The organism is Marinobacter vulgaris (assembly GCF_003344045.1).
GTDB classification, from domain to species: Bacteria; Pseudomonadota; Gammaproteobacteria; order Pseudomonadales; family Oleiphilaceae; genus Marinobacter; species Marinobacter vulgaris.
The window spans coordinates 220,850-242,551 of sequence record NZ_QFWX01000004.1 but is presented as its reverse complement, the minus strand read 5'-3'; the positions used below and the strand labels follow the sequence as shown (position 1 = coordinate 242,551).

Genomic DNA, 21,702 nt, shown 5'->3' with positions numbered 1-21,702 from the left:
ATGTTATCAGTGTAAAAAAAGAATTTTCGTATCTTTTCGTTTTGTGATAGCTCTTGTAGACTGAGTGTAAGTCAAAACAACAACTGAAAAGGAAAAAGCATGTCTCTAACGCTGCAGAATGTGTCGCGCGTTGTGGACGGAGAAACCTGGATATCGGACGTCACCATGACGCTGGAGCCGGGATCTTTTAACGTCCTCCTTGGTCGCACACTCGCCGGCAAGACTACTCTGATGCGCATCATGGCGGGTCTGGACAGGCCGACAAGCGGCAAGATCCTGATGAACGATGTGGACGTGACCGGCGTTGCTGTTCAGAAACGCAACATCTCCATGGTGTACCAGCAATTCATCAATTACCCCACCATGACCGTTTTCGAAAACATCGCTTCGCCGCTCAGGCTTGCCAAGAAAAGTGGGAATGAGATTGACAGGCGGGTTCGGGAAACTGCAGAACTTCTGAAGATCGACAATCTGCTAGACCGCCTACCGCTAGAGCTTTCAGGCGGCCAGCAGCAACGGGTTTCCATGGCCCGGGCGTTGGTAAAGGATGCTGATGTGGTACTTTTCGACGAGCCACTGGTCAACCTGGATTACAAGCTTCGGGAAGCCCTTCGCAGCGAACTGAAAGATCTGTTCCAGGCCCGCAACTGTATCGCGGTCTACGCCACTACCGAGGCACAGGAAGCGCTGGCGCTGGGTGGTGAAACTGCAGTGTTACACGAAGGTCGTCTGCTCCAGAAAGGGCCCACCCCCAGGGTCTACCATCGACCGCAGGATATCGAGACTGCAGAAATATTCTCCGAGCCACCCATCAACATCGTGCCGGGGCGCGTCACCGAGAATGAAGTGACCTTTGATGAGCAGGTGCACTTTCGGCTTAACGCTGATCTGGCGTCCCTCGAACCAGGCCAGTACAAATTCGGAGTCCGTCCCTCCCACATTGGCCTGAAACCCCACGCCGAGGATGATCTGGAAATCTCGGTGACGGTGGACCTGGCCGAAATCAGTGGTTCGGAAACCTTTCTGCACGTGCACAGCGAATCCTACGAACTGGTTTTGCATCTGCAGGGTATCTATCAGTACAAGCCCGACGAACAGATCACGGTGTTTTTCCCCACCCACAAATTGTACGCGTTCGCGCCCGACGGCAAGACAATTCTGGTGCCCGAACGGGCGGAGGGTCTCTGATATGGCAGAAATAACGTTAAAAACGCTGGCTCACTCCTACAGCAAAAAACCCTCGGGCCCGGAAGATTACGCGATCCGAAAGATGGAACATGTCTGGGCCCAGGGCGGCGCCTATGCGTTGCTTGGTCCGTCGGGCTGCGGTAAGTCAACGCTCCTGAACATTATATCCGGGCTGGTGACCCCCTCTGAAGGGGATGTGCTGTTCGATGGCAAACGCATGAACGAATTGCCGCCGGAGAAGCGCAACATCGCCCAGGTTTTCCAGTTCCCGGTGATCTACGACACCATGACGGTGTACGACAACCTCGCTTTCCCCCTTCGCAATCAGGGCGGCTTCTCGGAAGCCCAGATCCGGGAGAAGGTGAACGAGGTGGCGGACGTTCTCGAACTTTCCGGAGAACTGACGCGCAAGGCCAAGAATCTCAGCGCCGACCAGAAACAGAAAGTGTCCATGGGACGGGGACTGGTCCGTGAGGATGTGACTGCCATCCTGTTTGATGAGCCGCTAACGGTTATTGACCCGCAGCTCAAATGGCGTCTTCGCCGCAAGCTCAAGCAGATCCACGAGCGCTTTGATATCACCATGGTCTACGTGACCCACGACCAGCTGGAGGCCTCAACTTTCGCCGACAAGATTGCTCTTATGTACGAAGGGCAGATTGTACAGTTCGGAACGCCCCAGGAGCTTTTCGAAAGTCCCGCACACACCTTTGTCGGGTATTTCATCGGCAGCCCGGGGATGAACTTCTTTGAGCCCAGGCTGACCGGCGAGGGGCTGATCTTCAATGGCAAGCACATTCCGGTCAGCGAACAAATTCTCGACAAGATACGCCGCAGCGGCTCCGACAATATCAAGCTGGGTATCCGGCCGGAGTTTGTAACGTTGGGAGCGGACACCAGTGAGCAAAGCTACGAGGTGACCGTCACCGACATCGAGGATCTGGGCACCTACCAGTTGGTGGATGTGGAGTTTGGCCCGGTCACCGTCAAGGTGCGTATCCCGGAAGACCAGCCGGTTCCCCATGAGGCAGCCAGTATTGGCTTTCCGGACCCCTGGCTGAAAGTGTACGTCGACGAGCGGCTAGTGGAGGCTGATCATGAATAAGATAGAAAACAACAAAGCATGGTTTTTCGTCATCCCTGTCTTCGTGGTGGTGGCGTTTTCCGCCGTTATCCCGTTGATGACGGTGGTCAACTATTCCGTACAGGATATTTTCGGTGTGAATTCTGCGTTCTGGACGGGCACCGAGTGGTATCGGGAAATGCTGCGGAATCCGGATCTCCAGGCGGCGCTGTTGCGGCAGTTCGCGTTTTCGTTTGCGATCCTTGCCATTGAGGTGCCTCTGGGTATTGGTATTGCGTTGCTGATGCCCAAGAAAGGCTGGGCGGCATCGGCGGCTCTGGTTCTGGTCGCCATGCCGCTGCTGATACCTCTTAACGTGGTCGGAACCATCTGGCAGATCCTGGCCAGGACTGACATTGGCCTGCTCGGCTGGGCTCTCAGCGAGTCGGGTGTGGACTACAACATTAATGCCAACGCTGTAGATGCCTGGTTCACTATCATTCTCATGGATGTGTGGCACTGGACGCCGCTGATCGCTCTGCTTAGTTACAGCGGGCTGCGGGCAATCCCGGATGCCTATTACCAGGCCGCCCGTATCGACCGGGCCTCACGCTGGGCGGTGTTCCGCTACATCCAGCTGCCCAAGCTGACCAACGTGCTGGTGATCGGCGTGCTGCTGCGGTTCATGGACTCGTTCATGATCTATGCCGAGCCGTTCGTGCTCACCGGTGGCGGGCCGGGCAGTTCCACCACTTTCCTGAGCCAGGCGCTGACCACCATGGCAGTTGCGCAGTTTGATCTGGGGCCGGCTGCTGCCTTCTCCATCATTTACTTCCTGATCATTCTTGCCGTCAGCTGGGTGTTCTACACCGCCATCATGACGCTGCAGAAAGACAAGTCAGCCCAACAATAAAAGCAAGGGGACAGACGTGAAATCACGCATCGCATTCATCGTTTACCTGGTGGTGATGATCATGCCAATTTATTGGCTGATTAATATGTCACTGCAGACCAATTCGGAAATTCTCGGCGAACTCAGCTTCTGGCCGAAGAACCTGACCTTTGATAACTACCTTAATATCCTGACGGACGAAAGCTGGTACATGGGGTATGTGAACTCCATGACCTATGTCTTCATGAACATGGCGATCAGCCTGACGGTTGCCCTGCCGGCCGCCTATGCGTTCAGTCGCTACAAGTTTGTGGGTGACAAACATCTCTTTTTCTGGCTGCTGACCAACAAGATGGCGCCGCCAGCGGTCTTTGCACTGCCTTTCTTCCAGTTGTATTCCTCGGTGGGGCTGTTTGATACGCATATCGCCGTGGCGCTGGCGCATACGCTGTTCAACGTCGCCCTGGCAGTGTGGATCCTGGAGGGCTTTATGAGTGGTGTGCCCAAGGAAATCGACGAGACTGCCTATATCGACGGCTACAGCTTTCCGAAATTTTTCCTGAAGATCTACATCCCGTTGATCCGTTCCGGTATCGGCGTGACGGCTTTTTTCCTGTTCATGTTTTCCTGGATCGAGTTATTGCTCGCCAGGACTCTTACGGCAACCGAGGCTCAACCGATTCAGGCCATTATGACGCGAACACAGGGCGCCTCCGGAATTGACTGGGGCACCCTGGCAGCCGCCGGTGTGCTTACCATCGTGCCGGGTATTCTCGTGGTCTACTTCGTTCGCAATCACATTGCCAAGGGCTTCGCCCTGGGCCGTACCTGAGGAGGCTTGTTATGAGCTGGATGCATTGGACCGGCCCGACGGCAGGATTTTTTATTTCGATTGCCCTGATTCTGACGGGCATGACCGTATGGCAGTACTTTTCGCCCAGTATTGAGCGGAAAGGCTTCCTGCCGATCAGCACCACCCGTGGTGACCGGCTTTTTATTGGTCTTCTGACCAGTGCGTTCATTCACCTTGCCTTCATAGGTGTGACTGAACTTCATGTTTTGGTGGCAACCGCAGTGTCTGCTGTCTGGATGGTCATTCTGATGCGCTGGGGTTAATCCAAAAAAAGGGACTTACCTTCTTGCAAGGATGCAAACAAAGCTAGATGAGGTCTGTATGAAAAACAAAAAGTTGAAGTACCTTTCGTTGATGATATCGGGGGCTCTCCTGGCGTCATCACAGGTATACGCACAGGATTACAGAGCGGCGGCCGAGAAGGCGCTGGATGAGCATTTCAAGCGCTCAACCCTCTCCAGGGAAGAGCAGCTTAAGGAACTGGAGTGGTTTATCAAGGCGGCCGAACCCTTCCGCGGTATGGAAATCAAAACCGTGGCGGAGGGTCTGACCACCCACACCTACGAGGCGGAAGTGCTGGCAGAAGTGTTCACAGATATTACCGGTATTGAGGTAGAGCACAACATCATCGGGGAGGGTGATGTGGTGGATACCATGCAGACGCAGATGCAATCGAATCGAAACATATATGACGGCTATGTAAATGACTCCGACGCTATCGGCACTCATTTGCGCTACGGTAAGACGATTGCCATTTCCGACGCCATGGAAAACGAGTGGAAGGATTACACCAACCCCTACCTGGATCTCGATGATTTCATCGGTCTGCAGTACACCACGGGGCCGGACGGCAAAATCTATCAGCTGCCGACCCAGCAGTTTGCCAACCTCTACTGGTTCCGCGCTGACTGGTTTGATCGCGAAGATCTCCAGGAGCAGTTCAGGGAGCGTTATGGTTACGACCTGGGCGTTCCTCTGAACTGGTCAGCCTATGAGGACATCGCCGAGTTCTTCAGTGTTCACGTCAAGGAAATCGATGGCGAGCGGGTTTACGGTCACATGGACTATGGCCGTCGCGATCCGTCCCTGGGCTGGCGTTTCCACGACTCCTGGCTTTCCATGGCGGGCATGGGCAGCAAGGGCGTACCTTTCGGTAACCCGGTGGATGACTGGGGTATCCGCGTCAACGAAGACGGCAACCCGGTTGGTGCCAGCGTAAGCCGCGGTGGTGCAACCAACTCGCCGGCGTCTGTGTACGCTGTCACCAAGATGGTTGAGTGGCTGCGCGATTACGCACCAGAAAGTGCAAGGGGCATGACCTTTGGCGAAGCCGGGCCGGTACCCGCCCAGGGCCAGATTGCTCAGCAGATTTTCTGGTATACCGCATTCACCGCCGATATGACGGACCCCAGCCTTCCGGTCACTGATGATGAGGGCAATCCGAAATGGCGTATGGCGCCGTCTCCTACCGGTCCCTACTGGGAAGAGGGTATGAAAGTCGGTTATCAGGACGTTGGTTCCTGGACTTTCTTCAACTCCACACCTGAGGACCGTCGCACCGCTGCCTGGCTGTTTGCCCAGTTCACGGTCTCCAAGACCGTGTCCCTGGAAAAGACCATTGCCGGCCTGACGCCGATTCGCCGCTCTGACATCTTCTCGGAGGAAATGACCGAGCTGGCGCCCAAGCTGGGTGGTCTGGTCGAGTTCTACCGCAGCGAAAATGAGAGCATGTGGACTCCGACAGGTACCAACGTGCCGGACTATCCGCGTCTTGCACCATTGTGGTGGCAGAACCTGGCGCCAGCCGTCAACGGTGAAGTTACCCCCAAAGCAGCGCTGGACGATCTGGCCGAAGCTATGGATCGCACCATGTCCCGTCTGGCTCGTGCCGATGTGTTCGCCAAGTACGCGCCTGTGCTTAACGAGCCGCGTGACCCGCAATACTGGCTGGATCAGCCCGGTGCACCAAAACCGAAGCTGGATAACGAAAAACCCCAGGGTGAAACCAAGCCATACGATCAAATGATGGAAGAGTGGATGGCAGAATAAGGCCGCTCCAACCCTTGAATGACGCTGTCAGCCTGCAGTACCGATGGCTGGCAGCGGCAGGCCTGACACCTCAGTGTCAGTGGGTCTTGGCCGGTTGCTTTCCTATCCCCCCTTAATAGCATTTCAGGTGTTTCCCGCATCCAGCGGGTGGACCCTGCCGGCCTTTTTTCGCTATTCGCCAGCGCATGCGGCAAAGCAAAAATCATATCCTGATTTTTCATATAACAAAATCGTATTGAATTCACAGTGAAATTTGCTTGTTAATGTTCGTAAACGAATATTACAATCCGATTATCTGTTCGATAATGCACAAACACAGTGCGCAAACAAAAAAGCAGAAAGGCAGGCTTATCATTATGGAGCATATTCAATCGGTGTTCGCCCGGGAAATTCTGGACTCCCGCGGTTTTCCTACCGTGGAAGTGGATGTGACGCTGGAAAACGGCGTGGTCGGTTGCGGCCGGTCTCCTTCGGGCGCATCTACCGGGTCCAGGGAGGCTTTGGAGAAACGGGATGGCGATCCGGCCCGGTTCGACGGCAAGGGTGTTCTGGGTGCGGTTGATTCTGTGAACCGGCATATTGCACCGGCTCTTGAGGGCCGGCCGGTATTTGACCAGCTGGTGATTGACCGTCTGATGCGCAATATGGATGGCACTGATAACAAAGCCGCTTTCGGTGCCAACGGCATCCTTGCCGTTTCCCTGGCCATTGCAAATGCCGCGGCAAATTACCGTCAGCAACCCCTCTACCGGTACCTGGCGGAACTTTATGGCTGTACCGGCCCCTGCGTTCTGCCGGTTCCGATGATGAACATCATTAACGGCGGCGCCCATGCGGACAACACCGTGGATTTGCAGGAATTCATGATTCAGCCCGTGGGAGCGCCCAGTTACAGCGAAGCGCTTCGCATGGGAGTGGAAATCTTCCATGGGCTCAAGTCACTGCTGAAAAAGCACGGTTTCTCAACCGCCACTGGTGATGAGGGCGGCTTTGCACCCAACCTACGCTCGAGCGAAGAGGCTCTTGATCTCATTCTGGAAGCTGTGGTCACGGCAGGCTATCGGCCCGGGACCGATATCGTGCTGGCGCTGGACTGCGCCGCTTCCGAGTTCTACCGGGACGGCCGGTATCATCTGTCCGGCGCCGGCGACAGTTATGATTCTGCCGGGTTCGCTGATTACCTGTTAGCCCTTGCCAGCCAGTACCCCATCGCGTCCATCGAGGATGGCATGGATGAAAATGACTGGGGCGGATGGAAGTTGCTGACGGAAAAACTGGGTGAGCGGGTGCAGCTTGTGGGCGACGATCTCTTTGTTACCAACACTGCTCTCATTTCCGAGGGCATCCGCCAGGAGATCGGCAACTCGGTGCTGATCAAGTTCAACCAGATCGGAACCCTTTCGGAAACCTTTGACGCCATCGGCATGGCCCAGGATGCCGGTTATACCGCGGTGATTTCCCATCGCAGTGGCGAAACCGAGGATACCTTTATTGCTGACCTGGCAGTCGCGACCAGGGCCGGCCAGATCAAGACTGGCTCGCTCTGTCGTTCGGATCGGGTTGCCAAATACAACCGGTTGCTGCGCATTGAGCAGGATCTTGGTGCCCGTGCCTTCTACCCGGGGGTAGGGGCGATTCGCTGCGCCCTGGATAGCTGAGCGAAAAACGTATGGAATGACCGGAGGCAGACCATGAGAAAACCGATTCTGATAGCGAACTGGAAGATGAACGGCAGCTTGCACGCCAACCAAGCGTTGCTGGTGCGCTTACTGACCAAAATCAGGCCCTACCGCAAAGCCATGGATATGGCTGTCTGTCCGCCATTTCCCTACCTCTTTCAGGTCCGGGACCTGCTGGGCTATACCGGCCTGGCCCTCGGCGCCCAGAACGCCAGCCCTGCGGCTTCCGGTGCGCACACCGGCGAGGTGAGCGCAACCATGCTCCGGGAAATGGGTTGCCGCTATGTCCTGATTGGCCATTCCGAGCGCCGGTCGATGTATCACGAATCCAGTGACGACGTGGCTGCGCGTTTCAGGCAGGTACGTTCTGCCGGTATGACGCCGATTCTGTGTGTGGGGGAAACCCTCGAGGAGCGGGAGCAGGGCCGGGCCATGGCGGCTATCGAGATGCAGCTGCAGACGGTCATCGACGAAAACGGAATGGCGGGCCTGCGGGACGGCATCATTGCCTACGAACCGGTCTGGGCCATTGGCACCGGCAGGACAGCGAGCCCCGCGCAGGTTTCCGAAACCCACCGTGCTGTCCGTCAGTTCCTTGAGTTCCAGGAGGCCGGTGGGGGAGAGGCACTGCGCATTGTTTATGGCGGAAGTGTCAAAGCGGGCAACGCGGCGGAACTTTTCCAGTTACCGGACGTCGATGGTGGTCTTATTGGCGGAGCTTCTCTGCAGGCAGATGAGTTTGCTGACATTGCCAGTGCGCTTGCAGTCACCACCGCTGAGACAGACAGCGACTGCGTGCTTTGACTGCCGCTCACTGAAGGGTGAGTGGCTGGCCTGCCGCCTTTCGACGGGCCTCCCACTCCGCCCGCGTCTGGGCGGCTTCGTCTCCGGCCATGGAGTCGATGATCTCGAAATAGTCACTCGAATAGTCATCAGCCATGACGTTGTTCCTTGGTTTAACCCGCACTACATAGACGGTCTGCACGTTCTGGTGGTCAAACTCCCGCCAGTACTGCTCATCTTTCAGCAAGCTGTATCTGTGCCCTTCCAGGGCGCGGATAACCTGACTGGTGTTGGTGGTACCTGCGCGCTCAACGGCATCCTTGTACTGATAGACAATGCTGTAAGCGGACGCTGCCGCCGTGGAAGGACGCATTTCATAGCGGCCGGAGAAGGCTTCAACAAATGCCTTGCCTCGTGGATAATCATACTGGTAGGGCACACTCCATACCCAGGGTGACCCACCGATAATCCCTCCCATAATCGTAGGACCCACCTGGCGAGCCATGCCGAGTGTGAGGTTGGGAATGACAACCTGCATTTTTTTGGTCAGCCCCATTTCGTAAGCGACGTTCAGCGCCCGCACCATGTCGTCTCCGAACAGCACCATCATCAGCACTTTGGCATCGCTTTTTTCCGCTTCCTCCAGGGCCTTACGGAAATCAGTAATCAGGGCGCGGGGGAAGGGTGTTTTGACCCCCTGGTGAGCATCCGTGTCACTGGTATTGGTGAACTTCCGGACCGATTCCTCCACTGACCAGCCCCAGGTGTAGTCGGCTGTAATGTAGAAATATTCGTCATCGGAGTGTTGGGTATTGAGATACTGGCTCAGTACCTTGGCCGTCATCCAGGCATTGTAGGGTTCCCGGAACATGTGGTTGTGGCCGGCCGCACCGGTGGTGGCATTGGAGTAGGTCAGGGTTCCGAAATAGATCCTGTCCCGGTCCCTTGCCGCTCGCCCGGAGGAGATGGCAACAGCGCTGGAAACGCCCCCGAAAACCATCTGCACACCCTCGCGATCGATCAGTTCAGCCGTGTTTCTGGCACCTTTGTCCGGCTCGCCTGAGGTGTTTCGTATAACCAGTTCTACATCGCGGCCCAGAATGCCGCCGGCACTGTTGATCTCATCAACCGCGAGAAACGCCCCCAGCCGTTGTTGCAGGCCCTGATCCTTGTAGCGCCCGGTCTGTGGGTAGTTCAGCCCTATCTTGAGGGTTTCCGCGGCCACTGGAGCGATTGCCAGCAGGGTTAACAGGAGAGAGACAAAAAGCTTCTTGCAGTGCATCGGCGAAGGCTCCGTGGTCACGCCGGGCCGGAAGTACGGGCCCCTGATATTATTTTTTTGAAAAAGGCAGAAGCAGTGTCGCGGGAGTCTGCCGCAGCAACAATCGTACTAAGGTGGAAGGTTGTGTAATGTTTTGTTAGCGGGCTCTGGCAGCCAGAGCAAGCACCAGGCTGACGGTGGTAGAGCCGATAAGCGCCCCTGCAAACGGCAGCAGAGTCGGGATACCTCCCGGAAAACTCGCGGCCTCCAATCCGGCCATCAGGCTGCCACCGGTAACCCATCCGGGAATAATGGCGCCGGCCAGGCCAGCAAGGCCACCGAGGACCGCCGCGGTCGTGGTCATTCGCTTCCAGAGGCCCATCAATACCGGTATCACCGCCGTTGCACAGAGCAGGTCGGCAATCAGGAACAGTCTCAGCACCGAGACACCCTGCAACGAGACAATCACCACGGGGATCATCAGGATGACCGTGATCCATCGTGCCGAAACGATGGACAGTCCCTGTTTTTCGGTGACCGCCAGGGACGCCAGGGCATTTTGCAGCGTGTCCACTGATGAGGCTACCAGCGTCAGCGCCAGCACCAGGGCGGGAATGGTCAGCCAGGCCGGAGCATCAGAAAGCAGGGCAAAGAAAGGAATGGGTGGTGACCCCAGATCCGCCCCGCTCATGGCGGCGGCGATGCCCAGGGCACCAACCACGGCAACTACGGCAATGGTGATTACCCCACCGAACAGCGCGCCCCGGCGCAATGCGGAGGTGTCCCGTGCGGACCATAGTCGCTGCCAGTAGCCCTGATGAAACAGGTTGGCCGCGGTGACCGCGATAACCAGCGTCAGGGCAACGCCGAGGGCGCCACCAACCGGTGCTGACGGCGCATTGGCGGCGTCCAGTTCGGGTAGCCGCTCCATGGCCACAAAGCCGACGATTCCCAAAAGGCCAATGAGCAGAAAGGCCTGCCACTGGTCGGTGACGATACTGGCCCGCAGGCCACCCCAGGCGGTGTAAATCAGCGTGGCAATGGCCACGCCCAACACCGCCACATTGCCGTTGACTCCCGAAAGCATCGAGGTGATGGCACCGATGGCGGTCAGCTCCGCTGTCACAAAACACAACATGTAAAGCACGGAGATCAACGACACGTAGCGGCGAACTGCGTTCCCGTAGCAGGCCTGGGCAAACTCACCGATACTGCGCCCCTGGGGCAGGTAGCGGCGTATCGCAGGGCCACAGAAAGCAAATACGATAAAGGGCAGGGCCGCTCCCAGCGCATAACCGGCCAGGGCGACCGGCCCTACCAGGGCGCCGACTTCCGGGGGCGCAAACAGTATCCAGCCACCCATGCCGGAGGCCAGGAAAGACAGTCCCAGAGCCCGGGCGCCCTGACTGTTCCGGGCGGTCACATAGTCGTCAAGCCCACCATCGGCCAGCCGCGCGCGCAGTCCGAGCCAGGTAAAGAGGATCAGGGCAGCCGCCAGGGCGGCTACGGTGGTGTAAAGCATGATGGAAACTCCGCCGTTCGTAGAGTCGGGAATATTGACATATTCCGGGCAACGCCGCGATAAGCTGGTGCGTCGAGTCAGGCATGGCGGACAATGTCACGTTCGTCTGGGGTGCTTTGACGCTGTGTATCCGATTTTTTTGGAGCGTGGCCTTGCGGTTGTTCTTGACCGGTTCAGATCAGGCAATTTTGACAAGCGTCAAATGCCTGTCAGGCTTATGGTTTACTGTAGGCAGTATTAATCCGGGGACATCCCCCCACAGGAGGTCGTTATGAGTAATCGCAAGTCGGAACTTGAAACCCTGCGCGCTGATCTGAAGGCGCGGTTGGCAAAGTACGAGGCCCATCAGCATCGGGAGGGTGGAGCCCTGGAAAAGGACTCTGAAGAGCAGGCAGTCCAGACCCAGAACGACGAAGTAGTGGATTCCCTGGAAACCGAAACCCGTCGTGAACTCGCCCAGATAGAGCGTGCCCTGGAACGGCTGGCAAATGGCCGGGGGGGCGAATGCGAACGCTGCGGGAATGAGATAGATCCGCGACGCTTGCAGGTGCTGCCCTACACCACCTTGTGTGTCGAATGCGCAGAACAATGATCCGCTAGAAGGGAAATTCCATGTCAGCAGGCACCAGCTCCGACAATAAAGCGGAGGGACTACCAAAAAGCAGGGTCATCGGGCTGATTCTCGGGCCTCTGTTTTTGCTCATGACACTGGTTTTGCCGGCACCGGAGGGGATGGTGGCAGAGGCTTGGGCAGCACTCGGGCTGATGCTGTTGATGGCCACCTGGTGGTCCACAGAAGCGATCCCCATTCCCGCAACGGCACTGATTCCCATTGTGCTGATACCGGCACTCGGGCTGGGTGGTATCAAGGATGCGACAACGCCTTACGCCAACCCCATCATCTTTCTGTTTCTTGGTGGCTTCACACTGGGGCTGGCGATGCAGCGATGGAACCTGCACCGCCGTATCGCCCTGTTGACCCTCAGAGGCGTGGGTGACAAGCCGCGCCGCCAGATCGCGGGCTTCATGATTGCCACGGCGTTCTTGAGCATGTGGGTCAGTAATACGGCCACCTCGATCATGATGCTGCCCATTGGCCTGTCGGTCATTGCGATGATGGACTCCTCCAACAAGGAAGGCGTCCGCCGTTATGCTACAGCGTTGCTTCTGGCCATTGCCTACTCGGCCAGCGTCGGGGGTATTGCTACCCTGATCGGGACCCCTCCCAACGCATTACTGGCAGCCTATCTCAGTGAAAATCAGGGTATATCGGTTGGTTTTGCCCAGTGGATGCTGCTGGGAGTGCCGGTATCACTGGTCATGCTGGCATTGACCTGGTGGTGGCTGACGCGCAGGGATTTCGGACTGGACAACCAGGCCGGCAGCGGTGACCTGATACGGGACGAGCTGAAGGCTCTTGGACCTCTGCAGAAAGCGGAGAAGCTGGTAGCACTGGTATTCGTGGTGACTGCTGCCGCCTGGATTTTCAGGCCGTTGTTATCAGATGGGCCAATGCCCTGGTTGAGCGACACCGGCATTGCCATTGCGGCGGCCATCGCCATGTTCCTGATCCCTGTCAACCTGAAAGAGCGGCTGTTCGTGCTCGACTGGGAGACCGCACAGGGCATTCCTTGGGGCGTCTTGCTGTTGTTTGGTGGTGGCCTCGCCATGGCAGGCGTAATCAGTAGTTCAGGCCTGGCGGAATGGATCGCCGAGAGTTTGTCGGTCGCTGGCAACCTGCCGGTCCTGGTGATGGTTGCCCTGGTAGTGGGCGTCATCATCTTCCTCACGGAGGTAACCAGCAATACCGCTACCGCGGCGGCGTTCCTGCCGTTGCTGGGGGCGCTGGCCATGTCCCAGGAGATGTCAGTGCTGTTGCTGACAGTGCCTGCAGCCATTGCGGCAAGTTGTGCCTTCATGATGCCGGTAGCGACACCACCCAACGCCATCGTTTTCTCCAGCGGCCACATGCGAATTCAGGACATGATCAGCGCAGGTTTCGCGCTGAATCTTCTCGGTATCGTTGTGGTCACGGCGCTGAGCTATCTGCTGCTGGGTTTCGTGTTCACGATCTGAGCGGGGCCGAATTGGCCGGGCAGGGCACTAGTCTTCAGGTCTGCTCAGGTCCAACCACTGTTGCGAAAGCCAGTAATAGCTGCCGTCGGGAGCCGGATGCGTGCAGTTGTAGCGGAAACGGCGGCTGCTGAAACTGTCAGGGGCTTTCACAGTGACTTGGTCGCCGGAAACCTCGAAATCCACACGACCCTGGCCGGAGGCAAAACAGGACAGGCGGTCTACGCTTATGGAATCGGGCACAGTGAACGACAGTGTCGGGGGATTCTCATCAATAACGCCGTCGGGCAGTTTGCTGGCATCCACCGGCAGTGCTTTACTGCGTAGTTTGTTCTCCAGGCTGTTGAGTTGCCCGTAGGCGTTCGCCATGGGAAAGCGGGGCAGCCGAGTCGAGTCGGAAGTGGCACCAATTGCGCCTGACTGCTGGCCATATCCCAGCCATCCACGGGCCTCTACCTTGCCCTCCAGCGCCTCGTCAAATTCCCCATAGGGATAGGCAAACATCGGGACGTCGGTGCCAAGCCTGTCTGCCAGGGCCTGCTGAGCCAGATCCAGACTGCTTTCCACCCGTTGTGCCCAGTCACTCCTGCTCTCGTCGGGGCGCCTTGCCAGGTGGCCGTGATCCTGGCTGTGGTTGGCAACCGTAACACCGCTCCTGCCAAGCACTTCCTCCAGCTGATCCCAGGTCATATAGCCTTGGCTGCCAATGGCATCGGTATTAACGAAGATGGTATAGGGGTAGCCCCGCTTCTCCAGTTCTGCCGCTGCATTGGAATAGACAGATTCGTAGGCGTCGTCAAAAGTAAGGGCAATCTGTTTGCGATTATCCAGTTTGCCTTCCAGTGCGTCGCGGGTTGCCGATTCCAGGGGTACAACCTCAATTCCCAGTTCATCAATCATGTCCAGCTGTCCTTCGAACAGGGACACCGAGGTGCTGGTGGACGATGGCGTGGAATCACTGACGTGGTGATACTGGAGCACCACGAGATCCGCCTGGGCGCCCAGCGCAAAGCCGGCAAGGGATGTCATCAGCAGTGATCGGGTCGTCATACGTTTTGTCATGGTGTCTTCCTCGAGGATCAGGTAGTGCAAGACTGTCAGGTTCTGAAATGCGCCTTCAATACCGCGAAAGCCTGGTTCAGCTGTTGAATGGCTTCGGTTTCGCCACCGCGGTCCGGATGAGCATGCATTACCACCCGGCGAAACCGCTGCTTTACCTCATCAAATTCCGGCGGGATATCGTCAAAGCCGAGCGTAGCCGCTGCGCTGCGGATTTCCGCAAGTTCCGGTCTCAAGCCGCTGCGCCCGGCCCAGAAGTCGTCCATCATCCGGTTTATGGAATCCTCAGACATCCGGTAACCGGAAAGGTCCAGGTAGAAAATTCTCAGTTCGTCTGCCTGGTCCGGCATGCCCGAGCCGCCGACAACCGTGCTGTGCCGGAGCCGGATGACCAGAGGCGATATGGTAAGCGCCTCCCCGCCAGTGGCAAGCTGGTCACGGAGGCGATAAAGCACGTGGAATAGCAGAAAATGGACCGGATAGAGTTTATCCGGCTCCGCGAAGTTTACCGTGCCGATCAACTCCCAGGGGGGCTTCTGCAGAGTCCTGATAAGCCCGAGTTCGTTGATTCCGCCAGGGTTCTGCCGAAGTATGTGCTCGGTAGCGACCAGCAGGTGCTGAATCTGCAAATTCAGCTTGTCGTCCTGGGAGCCGGAAGCAATGGGTCGGGCGCCATCTGTTGCCGTTTCGGATTGATTCATAACACTATGGTAGGTGACGGGGCGCCGTTACGGAAGAGGGGGCTCCAGTCTCAGGCCGGGGTTCCTTTTTGTCTGCGACGCACCCATGTCTGTATCCTGTTCCCGGACCATTTGCACGCGTATAATCCAACGTCCACTGATTCCCATGAACGATGTTTTCTATGCCCGACGCAATAACTGCCAACTCTGACGCTGTCCTGACCTCTGAAGCGGAGCGCAGGCAGAAACTGGAATTCAACAAGCTGCAAAAGCGCCTGCGCCGGGAGATGGGGCAGGCGATTGCTGATTTCTCGATGATTGAGGCCGGCGATAAAGTCATGTGCTGCCTGTCCGGCGGCAAGGACTCTTATGCCATGCTCGATATTCTGATGAACCTTCAGAAAAGTGCACCCGTGTCCTTTGAACTGATTGCCGTGAATCTCGATCAGAAACAACCGGGGTTCCCGGAAGAGGTGCTGCCTGAATATCTGCAGGCCCTTGGTATCGAATATCACATTATCGAGAAGGACACCTACAGTATCGTCAAGGACAAAGTGCCGGAAGGGAAAACCACCTGCGGGCTATGCTCCCGCCTGCGCCGAGGGATTCTCTATAATTTTGCCGAGGAACACGGGGTGACAAAAATCGCTCTGGGCCATCACCGTGATGATCTCCTGGAGACCCTGTTTCTCAATATGTTTTACGGCGGCAAGCTGAAATCCATGCCCCCGGTTCTTCACAGCGACGATGGCCGTAACACGGTGATACGCCCGCTTGCCTTCAGCCGGGAAAAGGATATTGCCCGGTATGCACGCATGCGGAAGTTCCCCATCATTCCCTGCAATCTTTGTGGCTCCCAGGAAAATCTCCAGCGCCAGGTGATCAAGGACATGTTCCAGACGTGGGACAAGCAGCACCCAGGGCGGCTGGAAACCATGTTCCGCGCCATGTGCAATGTAGAGCCGTCACACCTTGCCGACACGGCTCTCTATAATTTCCGTGACGGTTCCCGGCACCCGGATGGCAAGCGGTCTGTTACAACCCTCGAACCGGAGACGAAGGATTTCGGGCGGCTTGACGTACTCAATATCTGACCCGCTTAGAAATGCGGGCAAAGTCCTAGCCGTGGCCTGAGTGCAGCATTGCGGTGATTGGCAGGGTCCAGATACCGAAGCCGATCAGCAGCAGTCCCGCGAGCTGTCGGAAATGCTTCTGTTCCCTGAGTTTGCTGATCCAGGTGGCGGCGTAACCGGTTGCCAGCATGGAGGGCAGGGTGCCCAGGCCAAAAAACAGCATGGTTGTTGCGGCGCTGCCGACGGTAGGCTGTAAGGCCGCCCACCCCAGCGTACTGTAGACCAGGCCACAGGGTAACCAGCCCCAGAGTGCACCGAGCGCAAGTGCCTGGCGCACATGGTGGACTGGAAGTACGTGCCTGGTAAGGGGGGACAGCCGTTTCCAGACCGGCGCGCCGATCCGTTCCACATAACGAATTCCCTGCCACCACTGGCCCATGGAAAGTCCCATCAGAATCAGCAGTACGCCTGCCAGGGTTCGCAGCACCGGGCCCAGTTGTGTCCAGTATCCCGTGGCACTGGTACTGAGGAGCGCAATCAAAGCGGCGATGAGTGCATAGCTGCCAATGCGGCCACCGTTGAAGGCCAGCAGCATAATGGTCTGTCGGAGCCGGAAGCCCCGCCCGACGGGCAGGGCCATGGAAAGCGAAGCGCTGATTCCGCCACACATGCTCAGGCAGTGCGTGCTGCCCAGCAGCCCGATCAGGAAGGCACTGGAATAACTCAGATACAGTTCTTCGCCCATCAGGATGTCCGGTCTTCTCCCGGTTTGTCATCCTCTGGCTCGCCTTTGGAGGCAGTGTTATGGCGCGAGGCGGTTTCCTGTTTCGGCTGCTTTGCGTCGTCCGGAATCCTGTCCTTGTCATCATCGTAGAGAATGCGATGGGCCGGCCCGTCCAGGTCATCATACTGGCCGTTTCTCACGGCCCAGGAGAACAGAACCAACCCCAATGCGATCAGAATCAGCATCAGTGGCACCAGTATAAAGACGATTTTCACGCTACCTCCTCAAAAAGCAGAGCGGTTATGTGTCACGCTGCGGTTGCAAGTGTCTGTTGTACCTTTGGTAAAGGCTTGCTCTTGCCAGGTGGTTTGCTGAGACGCAGCGCATTGAGCACCACAATCAGTGAACTGGCTGACATGCCGATGGCAGCCAGCCAGGGCGTTACAAAGCCGGCGGCGGCAAGGGGCAGGGCAAGAAGGTTGTAAACCAGCGCCCAGGCCATGTTTTGCCGGATGATATCCCGAGTCTGGCGGCTGGTTTTCATGGCTTCCAGCAGCTGCATTAGCTGGCCATTCAGCAACACGGCATCAGCCTTGAGCTGAGTCAGGTCGGCAGCGGCACCCATGGCGACCGAGATACCGGCGCCGGCCATAGAAGGCAGGTCGTTAAGACCGTCGCCGACCATCATTACGTGGTGACCTTGTTCACGCAACTCGTTCAGCACCTCCAGTTTTTGTTCGGGGGAGGCTTCACCTATCGCACGGTCGATACCGAGTTGTTCGGCAACCTGTTGCACATGGCCGGATCGGTCGCCGCTGAGCAGGATGGTTTGCACGCCGGCTTGCTGAAAGGCTTTGACTGCTTCAGCTGCGTCGTCACGAATCTGGTCGTCCATCCGGAAGCTGGCCAGCCATTGCTGGTCGGTTGCCAGCCAGATTTCCATGCCGGGCGGCTGCTCGGTTTCCGGTGGTCGGGCCAGAGTCTTGCCGGCGACAAAGGCTTTATGGCCGATATAAATGTTCTGCCCATCCAGTTTTCCGGACAGACCACCCCCGAGATGGTTGGTAACGTCGGCGACCGTTACTGAGGGGTGTTGGTGGAATACCTTGGCAATGGGGTGTTCCGAATGTTTTTCCAGACCCGCCGCGATTTTCTGGCAGGTCGCAATGTCCAGATCACCGAAAGCCAGGGTAGTGGTTAACGACAGCTCGCCACGGGTCAGGGTGCCGGTTTTGTCAAACACAACGGTATCTATGGTTTTCATGGATTCCAGCGTATGGCCACGGGTAGGCAAGAACCCCAGCTTGCGTAGCCTGACCGTGGCAGCGGTGATGGCCGTGGGGGTTGCCAGGGACAGGGCACAGGGGCAGGTCACCACAAGTACGGCAAGGGCAATGTCGAAGGCATTGTCGGCGCCTGCCAGCCACCAGCCGCCCCAGACAACGGGGGCCAGAATCAGTACCTGCTTGATAAATTTACCGGCAATGCGGTCTGCCAGACGAGCCACGGGCGGTTTTTCGGCCTGCACCCGGTCAAGCACCCTCAAAATGCCGGATAGGCGAGTCTGGGCGCCGGCGCGCACAACGCGAATGTTGAGAGGGTTCTCCCCGTTGACGCTACCGGCATACACGGTGTCACCCGCCCGGCGGGTTTCCGGCAGATATTCGCCGGTGAGAGCCGCTTCATTCAGTGTGGATTCCCCGGACACGATTTCCCCGTCCACCGGCAAGGTTTCCCCGGGGCGAACCCGGACAATATCACCGGGCTTGATGTCGTGGACCGGCACGATATCAGTTTCGCCATCGCGCATCAGCGAAGCAACCGAAGGCTGGAAACCCGCGAGGGCGTTGCCGGTCAGGCCGGCCCGGTAGCGGGCCTGGACTTCCACGTAGCGGCCAAGCAACAGGAAGAAGGTAAACATACACACCGATTCAAAATAAACCTCGTCACCCCCGAAAACGGTGACCCAGGCACTGGCCACATAGGCGATACCAATGGCAATGGCCACAGGCAGGTCCATGGTGAACTGCCGGGAAGTGATATCCCGCAAGGCATTGCGGAAAAAGGGTTTGGCGCTATAGAGCACCACTGGCGTAGCGACAAGAAGACTGAACCAGCGAAAGAAGCCGATGAAATCGTCGGAAAGATCGTTGATCAGTTCAAAATACAATGGAAAAGCCAGCATCATGCTCTGGAATGAGCCGATGCCGGCAACGGCCAGTCGAATCAGCATCGAACGGTGTTCAGCTTTCAGCGCCTGTTCGGCTTCGTCAGCCTGGTAGGGGCGGGCGCGATAACCGAGTTCGTGGATGGCGATCAGCAGGTCACTGAGCCGGGCCTGTTCCGGATTCCAGACCAGCCGGGCCCGCTGGGTGCTGTGGTTGACGGTGAACGAGATAACCCCTGGCTGCTTGGCCATATGGTTCTCGAGCAACCATATGCAGGCAGCGCAGGTAATGTCACTGACTAGCAGGGTGGCTTCCCGGCCTGCCTTCACCGGCGATACGAACGATTTCTGCACCAACGGATGGTCCAGTTCCCGTATCCGGTTGAGCTCGGAATCTGTCAACGCCTTCGGGGTGACAGCCGGCTCGGTGCGGAACTGATAGAAACCGTCGAGGCCTTCCGCCCGGATGGTCTCGCAGACGGCTTTACAGCCCTGACAGCAGAAGTGGCGTAACTCGCCATCAAGTTCCAGCGTGATGGCGGGTCTGCCGGGTGCCGGCTCCCCACAGTGGAAGCAATCCAAGGGTTTCACCCGCGGTCTTCAGCGCCCGCGCCAAGGGTCAGTGGACGTGACGATGGCAGGCTGGACTCGCCCTTGAGGCGCCAGTCGTTATCGGGGCCCCGCAGGTCGAAGTACCAGCGGCCCTCGATGGGCTGATTCAGGTTCGCCACGTACTGGCCTTCACCAATGGCGCGAAACTGCACAGTGCGGTCACGCTCGGCGATGGTCGGGTGGAACAGGTTGAGAATCAGGTAAGGATAATCAGCGCGGCCGCTGGTGGTATCCACCGACAGATTGATCTGGCGTTCGTTAAAGGCCATTTCCGCGCTGAGACCGAGGTCCTTCGCTGTCTCGTCACGGGCAATTTCCATATTGATACCGCGGCCTTCCTTGGAATAGTCATCGGTCACCATGGAGTTCTGTGAGTTGAGCGCCACCGTGATGGCAATGGTGCACCAGATAATGGCGGCTCCCGGGAAGATCAGCAGAAACAGCAGCCAGGGCTGGCGGTACCAAGGGCCTACAGAAGTATTTTCAGTCATAAGCAATTCTCTCAGTGCTGTTCCCGGATGATGAATCCGGGGCTAGCGATTAGGACCGACAAACCGGCTTTCGGTTTCAAGAATAAGATTTTCATCGGATTGTGATTCAAGCCTGAACACAATGTCATTGTTGCTTTGTGTAATAACCTCCGGCGCCACATCCACAACCGTTGGCAAAGAACGGTTTTCGCTGCTGGCCACCGTGACGGTATCCTGGGTCAGTAGCTGCATGCCCTCCATGCCTGAAACGGAGATCTCGAAGGTCTGGGGCACTTCTGACATGTTGGCGATTTTCAGGGTATAGGTATTCTCGATCCTTCCCTGCCCGTTGTAGCTGAAGAGGGCGCCCCGATCCCTGAGAACATCCAGCTGTGCCGGAACCCTCGTGGCAATGGTAACGGCAATCGCAGCCATCATCAGCACTAATACAAACCCATAACCGAAAGTGCGCGGCCGCAGGAGTTTGGAGGTTTTCCCCTCCAGCTCGTTTTCCGTGGTATAGCGAATAAGGCCACGTGGATAGTTCATCTTATCCATGACCTCATCACAGGCATCAATGCAAAGGGCGCAGCCAATACACTCGTATTGCAGACCATCGCGGATGTCGATGCCCGTGGGGCAGACCTGCACGCACTGGCCACAGTCGATACAGTCCCCCAGGCCCAGTTCTGCCGGATCCACGCCTTTCTTGCGGCTACCCCGGGGCTCGCCCCGGTTGGGGTCATAGGACACCACTCGAGTGTTGGGGTCGAACATAACGGACTGGAAACGGGCGTAGGGGCACATGTACAGGCATACCTGCTCACGCATCCACCCGGCGTTCAGATAGGTGGCCACGGTAAAGAAAGCGACCCAGAAGTAAGCCCAGCCATTGGCCTGGAGGGTAAACAGGTCAATGATCAGCTCACGGATGGGGTAGAAATAACCAACAAAGGTTAGACCAGTGGCAAGTGCGATTAACAACCATGCAGTGTGCTTTGCTGATTTCTTGGCAATTTTTTCGGCCGACCGGGGCGCCTTGTCCAGCTTTATGCGCTTGTTGCGGCCGCCTTCAATACGTTCCTCGACCCACATGAAAATAAACGTCCAGACCGTTTGCGGACAGGTATAGCCACACCATACCCGGCCAAACAGCGTGGTAATAAAGAACAGGCCAAAGGCACAGATAATGAGCATGCCCGACAGCAGGATAAAATCCTGGGGAAAGAAGGTGGTACCAAACAGGTGAAATTCACGTGCAGGGAGGTCAAAGTGAATCAGTGGCTGGCCATCGACAGTGATCCAGACAATCAGGAAATACATGCCCATCAGGGCCGTCAGACTGACATTACGGATGCGCTGAAAGAAGCCCTTGACCTCTTTCACGTAGATTTTCTTGCGGCTGGCGTAAAGCTCGACAGTTCCGGTATTTTTGTTTTTGTTGTCGGAGGCGTCAGAGGATGGGTCAACCTGTTTGACCGGAATCTCACTGCTCATCGTTAACCTCCCGATGATGTGGCGCCCTTGTCACAAAGGACTGCGGGGCTGGGGATC

The 21,702-nt window shown here is 57.2% G+C and carries 20 protein-coding genes; 11 read left to right on the top strand and 9 right to left on the bottom strand.

Features of this window, described 5'->3' with window-relative positions; genetic code table 11:
- The first annotated feature begins 99 nt into the window (after positions 1-99).
- From DIT71_RS10230 to tpiA, 8 genes are all read left to right on the top strand, one after another.
- Positions 100-1,188, top strand: coding sequence for an ABC transporter ATP-binding protein (locus DIT71_RS10230; protein WP_114613119.1), 1,089 nt, complete (start codon positions 100-102; stop codon positions 1,186-1,188).
- A gap of 1 nt (position 1,189) precedes the next feature.
- The gene (locus DIT71_RS10225) at positions 1,190-2,293 is read left to right on the top strand and encodes an ABC transporter ATP-binding protein (protein ID WP_114613118.1); all 1,104 of its coding nucleotides are present in this window, start codon (positions 1,190-1,192) and stop codon (positions 2,291-2,293) included.
- Positions 2,286-3,164, top strand: a complete 879-nt coding sequence (locus DIT71_RS10220) for a carbohydrate ABC transporter permease (RefSeq protein WP_114613117.1) — start codon at positions 2,286-2,288, stop codon at positions 3,162-3,164. Before DIT71_RS10225 ends, DIT71_RS10220 begins: the two co-directional genes overlap by 8 nt.
- 55 nt (positions 3,165-3,219) lie before the next feature.
- Positions 3,220-3,975 (top strand): carbohydrate ABC transporter permease, encoded by a 756-nt coding sequence (locus tag DIT71_RS10215; RefSeq protein WP_114613323.1) that lies wholly within the window; start codon positions 3,220-3,222, stop codon positions 3,973-3,975.
- Between the two features lie 11 nt (positions 3,976-3,986).
- Positions 3,987-4,259, top strand: coding sequence for a DUF2160 domain-containing protein (locus DIT71_RS10210; protein ID WP_114613116.1), 273 nt, complete (start codon positions 3,987-3,989; stop codon positions 4,257-4,259).
- A gap of 58 nt (positions 4,260-4,317) precedes the next feature.
- A complete protein-coding gene (locus DIT71_RS10205) occupies positions 4,318-6,045 on the top strand; it encodes an ABC transporter substrate-binding protein (protein WP_114613115.1) in 1,728 nt (575 codons plus the stop codon).
- Positions 6,046-6,401: 356 nt separating this feature from the next.
- A complete protein-coding gene (gene eno / locus DIT71_RS10200; RefSeq protein WP_114613322.1) occupies positions 6,402-7,703 on the top strand; it encodes a phosphopyruvate hydratase in 1,302 nt (433 codons plus the stop codon).
- A gap of 33 nt (positions 7,704-7,736) precedes the next feature.
- On the top strand, positions 7,737-8,528 hold the full coding sequence (tpiA, locus tag DIT71_RS10195) for a triose-phosphate isomerase (RefSeq protein WP_114613114.1): 792 nt from the start codon (positions 7,737-7,739) through the stop codon (positions 8,526-8,528).
- Between the two features lie 7 nt (positions 8,529-8,535).
- On the opposite strand, the gene DIT71_RS10190 is transcribed toward tpiA, so the two are convergent.
- Both DIT71_RS10190 and DIT71_RS10185 read right to left on the bottom strand, forming a co-directional pair.
- The gene (locus DIT71_RS10190) at positions 8,536-9,789 is read right to left on the bottom strand and encodes a substrate-binding protein (protein ID WP_114613113.1); all 1,254 of its coding nucleotides are present in this window, start codon (positions 9,787-9,789) and stop codon (positions 8,536-8,538) included.
- Between the two features lie 136 nt (positions 9,790-9,925).
- Positions 9,926-11,290, bottom strand: coding sequence for a sodium:solute symporter family transporter (locus DIT71_RS10185; protein WP_114613112.1), 1,365 nt, complete (start codon positions 11,288-11,290; stop codon positions 9,926-9,928).
- Between the two features lie 271 nt (positions 11,291-11,561).
- Here DIT71_RS10185 and DIT71_RS10180 point away from each other — a divergent pair, with 271 nt between their 5' ends.
- Both DIT71_RS10180 and DIT71_RS10175 read left to right on the top strand, forming a co-directional pair.
- A complete protein-coding gene (locus DIT71_RS10180; RefSeq protein ID WP_114613111.1) occupies positions 11,562-11,882 on the top strand; it encodes a TraR/DksA family transcriptional regulator in 321 nt (106 codons plus the stop codon).
- A 20-nt stretch (positions 11,883-11,902) separates the two neighbouring features.
- Complete coding sequence (locus DIT71_RS10175; RefSeq protein ID WP_114613110.1) at positions 11,903-13,366, top strand: SLC13 family permease; 1,464 nt, start codon at positions 11,903-11,905, stop codon at positions 13,364-13,366.
- Between the two features lie 27 nt (positions 13,367-13,393).
- On the opposite strand, the gene DIT71_RS10170 is transcribed toward DIT71_RS10175, so the two are convergent.
- Together DIT71_RS10170 and DIT71_RS10165 are read right to left on the bottom strand one after the other, a co-directional pair.
- Positions 13,394-14,425, bottom strand: coding sequence for a polysaccharide deacetylase family protein (locus DIT71_RS10170; RefSeq protein ID WP_227538055.1), 1,032 nt, complete (start codon positions 14,423-14,425; stop codon positions 13,394-13,396).
- A gap of 35 nt (positions 14,426-14,460) precedes the next feature.
- Positions 14,461-15,123 (bottom strand): DNA-J related domain-containing protein, encoded by a 663-nt coding sequence (locus tag DIT71_RS10165; protein ID WP_114613109.1) that lies wholly within the window; start codon positions 15,121-15,123, stop codon positions 14,461-14,463.
- A 161-nt stretch (positions 15,124-15,284) separates the two neighbouring features.
- On the opposite strand from DIT71_RS10165, the gene ttcA reads away from it, so the two are divergent.
- Entirely contained in the window at positions 15,285-16,196 is a 912-nt protein-coding gene (gene ttcA / locus DIT71_RS10160) for a tRNA 2-thiocytidine(32) synthetase TtcA (RefSeq protein WP_114613108.1), read from the top strand.
- Positions 16,197-16,221: 25 nt separating this feature from the next.
- Here the strand turns inward: ttcA and DIT71_RS10155 are convergent, their stop codons facing one another.
- Genes DIT71_RS10155 through ccoG form a run of 5 tightly spaced genes read right to left on the bottom strand, consistent with a single transcriptional unit; the run spans position 16,222 to position 21,645 of the window.
- Positions 16,222-16,920: a sulfite exporter TauE/SafE family protein gene (locus tag DIT71_RS10155; protein WP_114613107.1), complete on the bottom strand. Its 699-nt coding sequence runs from the start codon at positions 16,918-16,920 to the stop codon at positions 16,222-16,224.
- Entirely contained in the window at positions 16,920-17,174 is a 255-nt protein-coding gene (gene ccoS / locus DIT71_RS10150; RefSeq protein ID WP_114613106.1) for a cbb3-type cytochrome oxidase assembly protein CcoS, read from the bottom strand. The genes DIT71_RS10155 and ccoS overlap by 1 nt, the downstream gene beginning before the upstream one ends.
- Positions 17,175-17,206: 32 nt before the next feature.
- Positions 17,207-19,657, bottom strand: coding sequence for a heavy metal translocating P-type ATPase (locus DIT71_RS10145; protein WP_114613105.1), 2,451 nt, complete (start codon positions 19,655-19,657; stop codon positions 17,207-17,209).
- Entirely contained in the window at positions 19,654-20,169 is a 516-nt protein-coding gene (locus DIT71_RS10140) for a FixH family protein (protein WP_114613104.1), read from the bottom strand. Before DIT71_RS10140 ends, DIT71_RS10145 begins: the two co-directional genes overlap by 4 nt.
- A gap of 42 nt (positions 20,170-20,211) precedes the next feature.
- Entirely contained in the window at positions 20,212-21,645 is a 1,434-nt protein-coding gene (ccoG, locus tag DIT71_RS10135; protein ID WP_114613103.1) for a cytochrome c oxidase accessory protein CcoG, read from the bottom strand.
- Positions 21,646-21,702 lie beyond the last annotated feature (57 nt).

Bases quoted from the DNA above. Each gene is read 5' to 3' on its own strand.
- DIT71_RS10230 (WP_114613119.1), top strand. From the start codon at position 100: ATGTCTCTAACGCTGCAGAATGTGTCGCGCGTTGTGGACGGAGAAACC.
- DIT71_RS10225 (WP_114613118.1), top strand. From the start codon at position 1,190: ATGGCAGAAATAACGTTAAAAACGCTGGCTCACTCCTACAGCAAAAAA.
- DIT71_RS10220 (WP_114613117.1), top strand. From the start codon at position 2,286: ATGAATAAGATAGAAAACAACAAAGCATGGTTTTTCGTCATCCCTGTC.
- DIT71_RS10215 (WP_114613323.1), top strand. From the start codon at position 3,220: ATGATCATGCCAATTTATTGGCTGATTAATATGTCACTGCAGACCAAT.
- DIT71_RS10210 (WP_114613116.1), top strand. From the start codon at position 3,987: ATGAGCTGGATGCATTGGACCGGCCCGACGGCAGGATTTTTTATTTCG.
- DIT71_RS10205 (WP_114613115.1), top strand. From the start codon at position 4,318: ATGAAAAACAAAAAGTTGAAGTACCTTTCGTTGATGATATCGGGGGCT.
- eno (WP_114613322.1), top strand. From the start codon at position 6,402: ATGGAGCATATTCAATCGGTGTTCGCCCGGGAAATTCTGGACTCCCGC.
- tpiA (WP_114613114.1), top strand. From the start codon at position 7,737: ATGAGAAAACCGATTCTGATAGCGAACTGGAAGATGAACGGCAGCTTG.
- DIT71_RS10190 (WP_114613113.1), bottom strand. From the start codon at position 9,789: ATGCACTGCAAGAAGCTTTTTGTCTCTCTCCTGTTAACCCTGCTGGCA.
- DIT71_RS10185 (WP_114613112.1), bottom strand. From the start codon at position 11,290: ATGCTTTACACCACCGTAGCCGCCCTGGCGGCTGCCCTGATCCTCTTT.
- DIT71_RS10180 (WP_114613111.1), top strand. From the start codon at position 11,562: ATGAGTAATCGCAAGTCGGAACTTGAAACCCTGCGCGCTGATCTGAAG.
- DIT71_RS10175 (WP_114613110.1), top strand. From the start codon at position 11,903: ATGTCAGCAGGCACCAGCTCCGACAATAAAGCGGAGGGACTACCAAAA.
- DIT71_RS10170 (WP_227538055.1), bottom strand. From the start codon at position 14,425: ATGACAAAACGTATGACGACCCGATCACTGCTGATGACATCCCTTGCC.
- DIT71_RS10165 (WP_114613109.1), bottom strand. From the start codon at position 15,123: ATGAATCAATCCGAAACGGCAACAGATGGCGCCCGACCCATTGCTTCC.
- ttcA (WP_114613108.1), top strand. From the start codon at position 15,285: ATGCCCGACGCAATAACTGCCAACTCTGACGCTGTCCTGACCTCTGAA.
- DIT71_RS10155 (WP_114613107.1), bottom strand. From the start codon at position 16,920: ATGGGCGAAGAACTGTATCTGAGTTATTCCAGTGCCTTCCTGATCGGG.
- DIT71_RS10140 (WP_114613104.1), bottom strand. From the start codon at position 20,169: ATGACTGAAAATACTTCTGTAGGCCCTTGGTACCGCCAGCCCTGGCTG.
- ccoG (WP_114613103.1), bottom strand. From the start codon at position 21,645: ATGAGCAGTGAGATTCCGGTCAAACAGGTTGACCCATCCTCTGACGCC.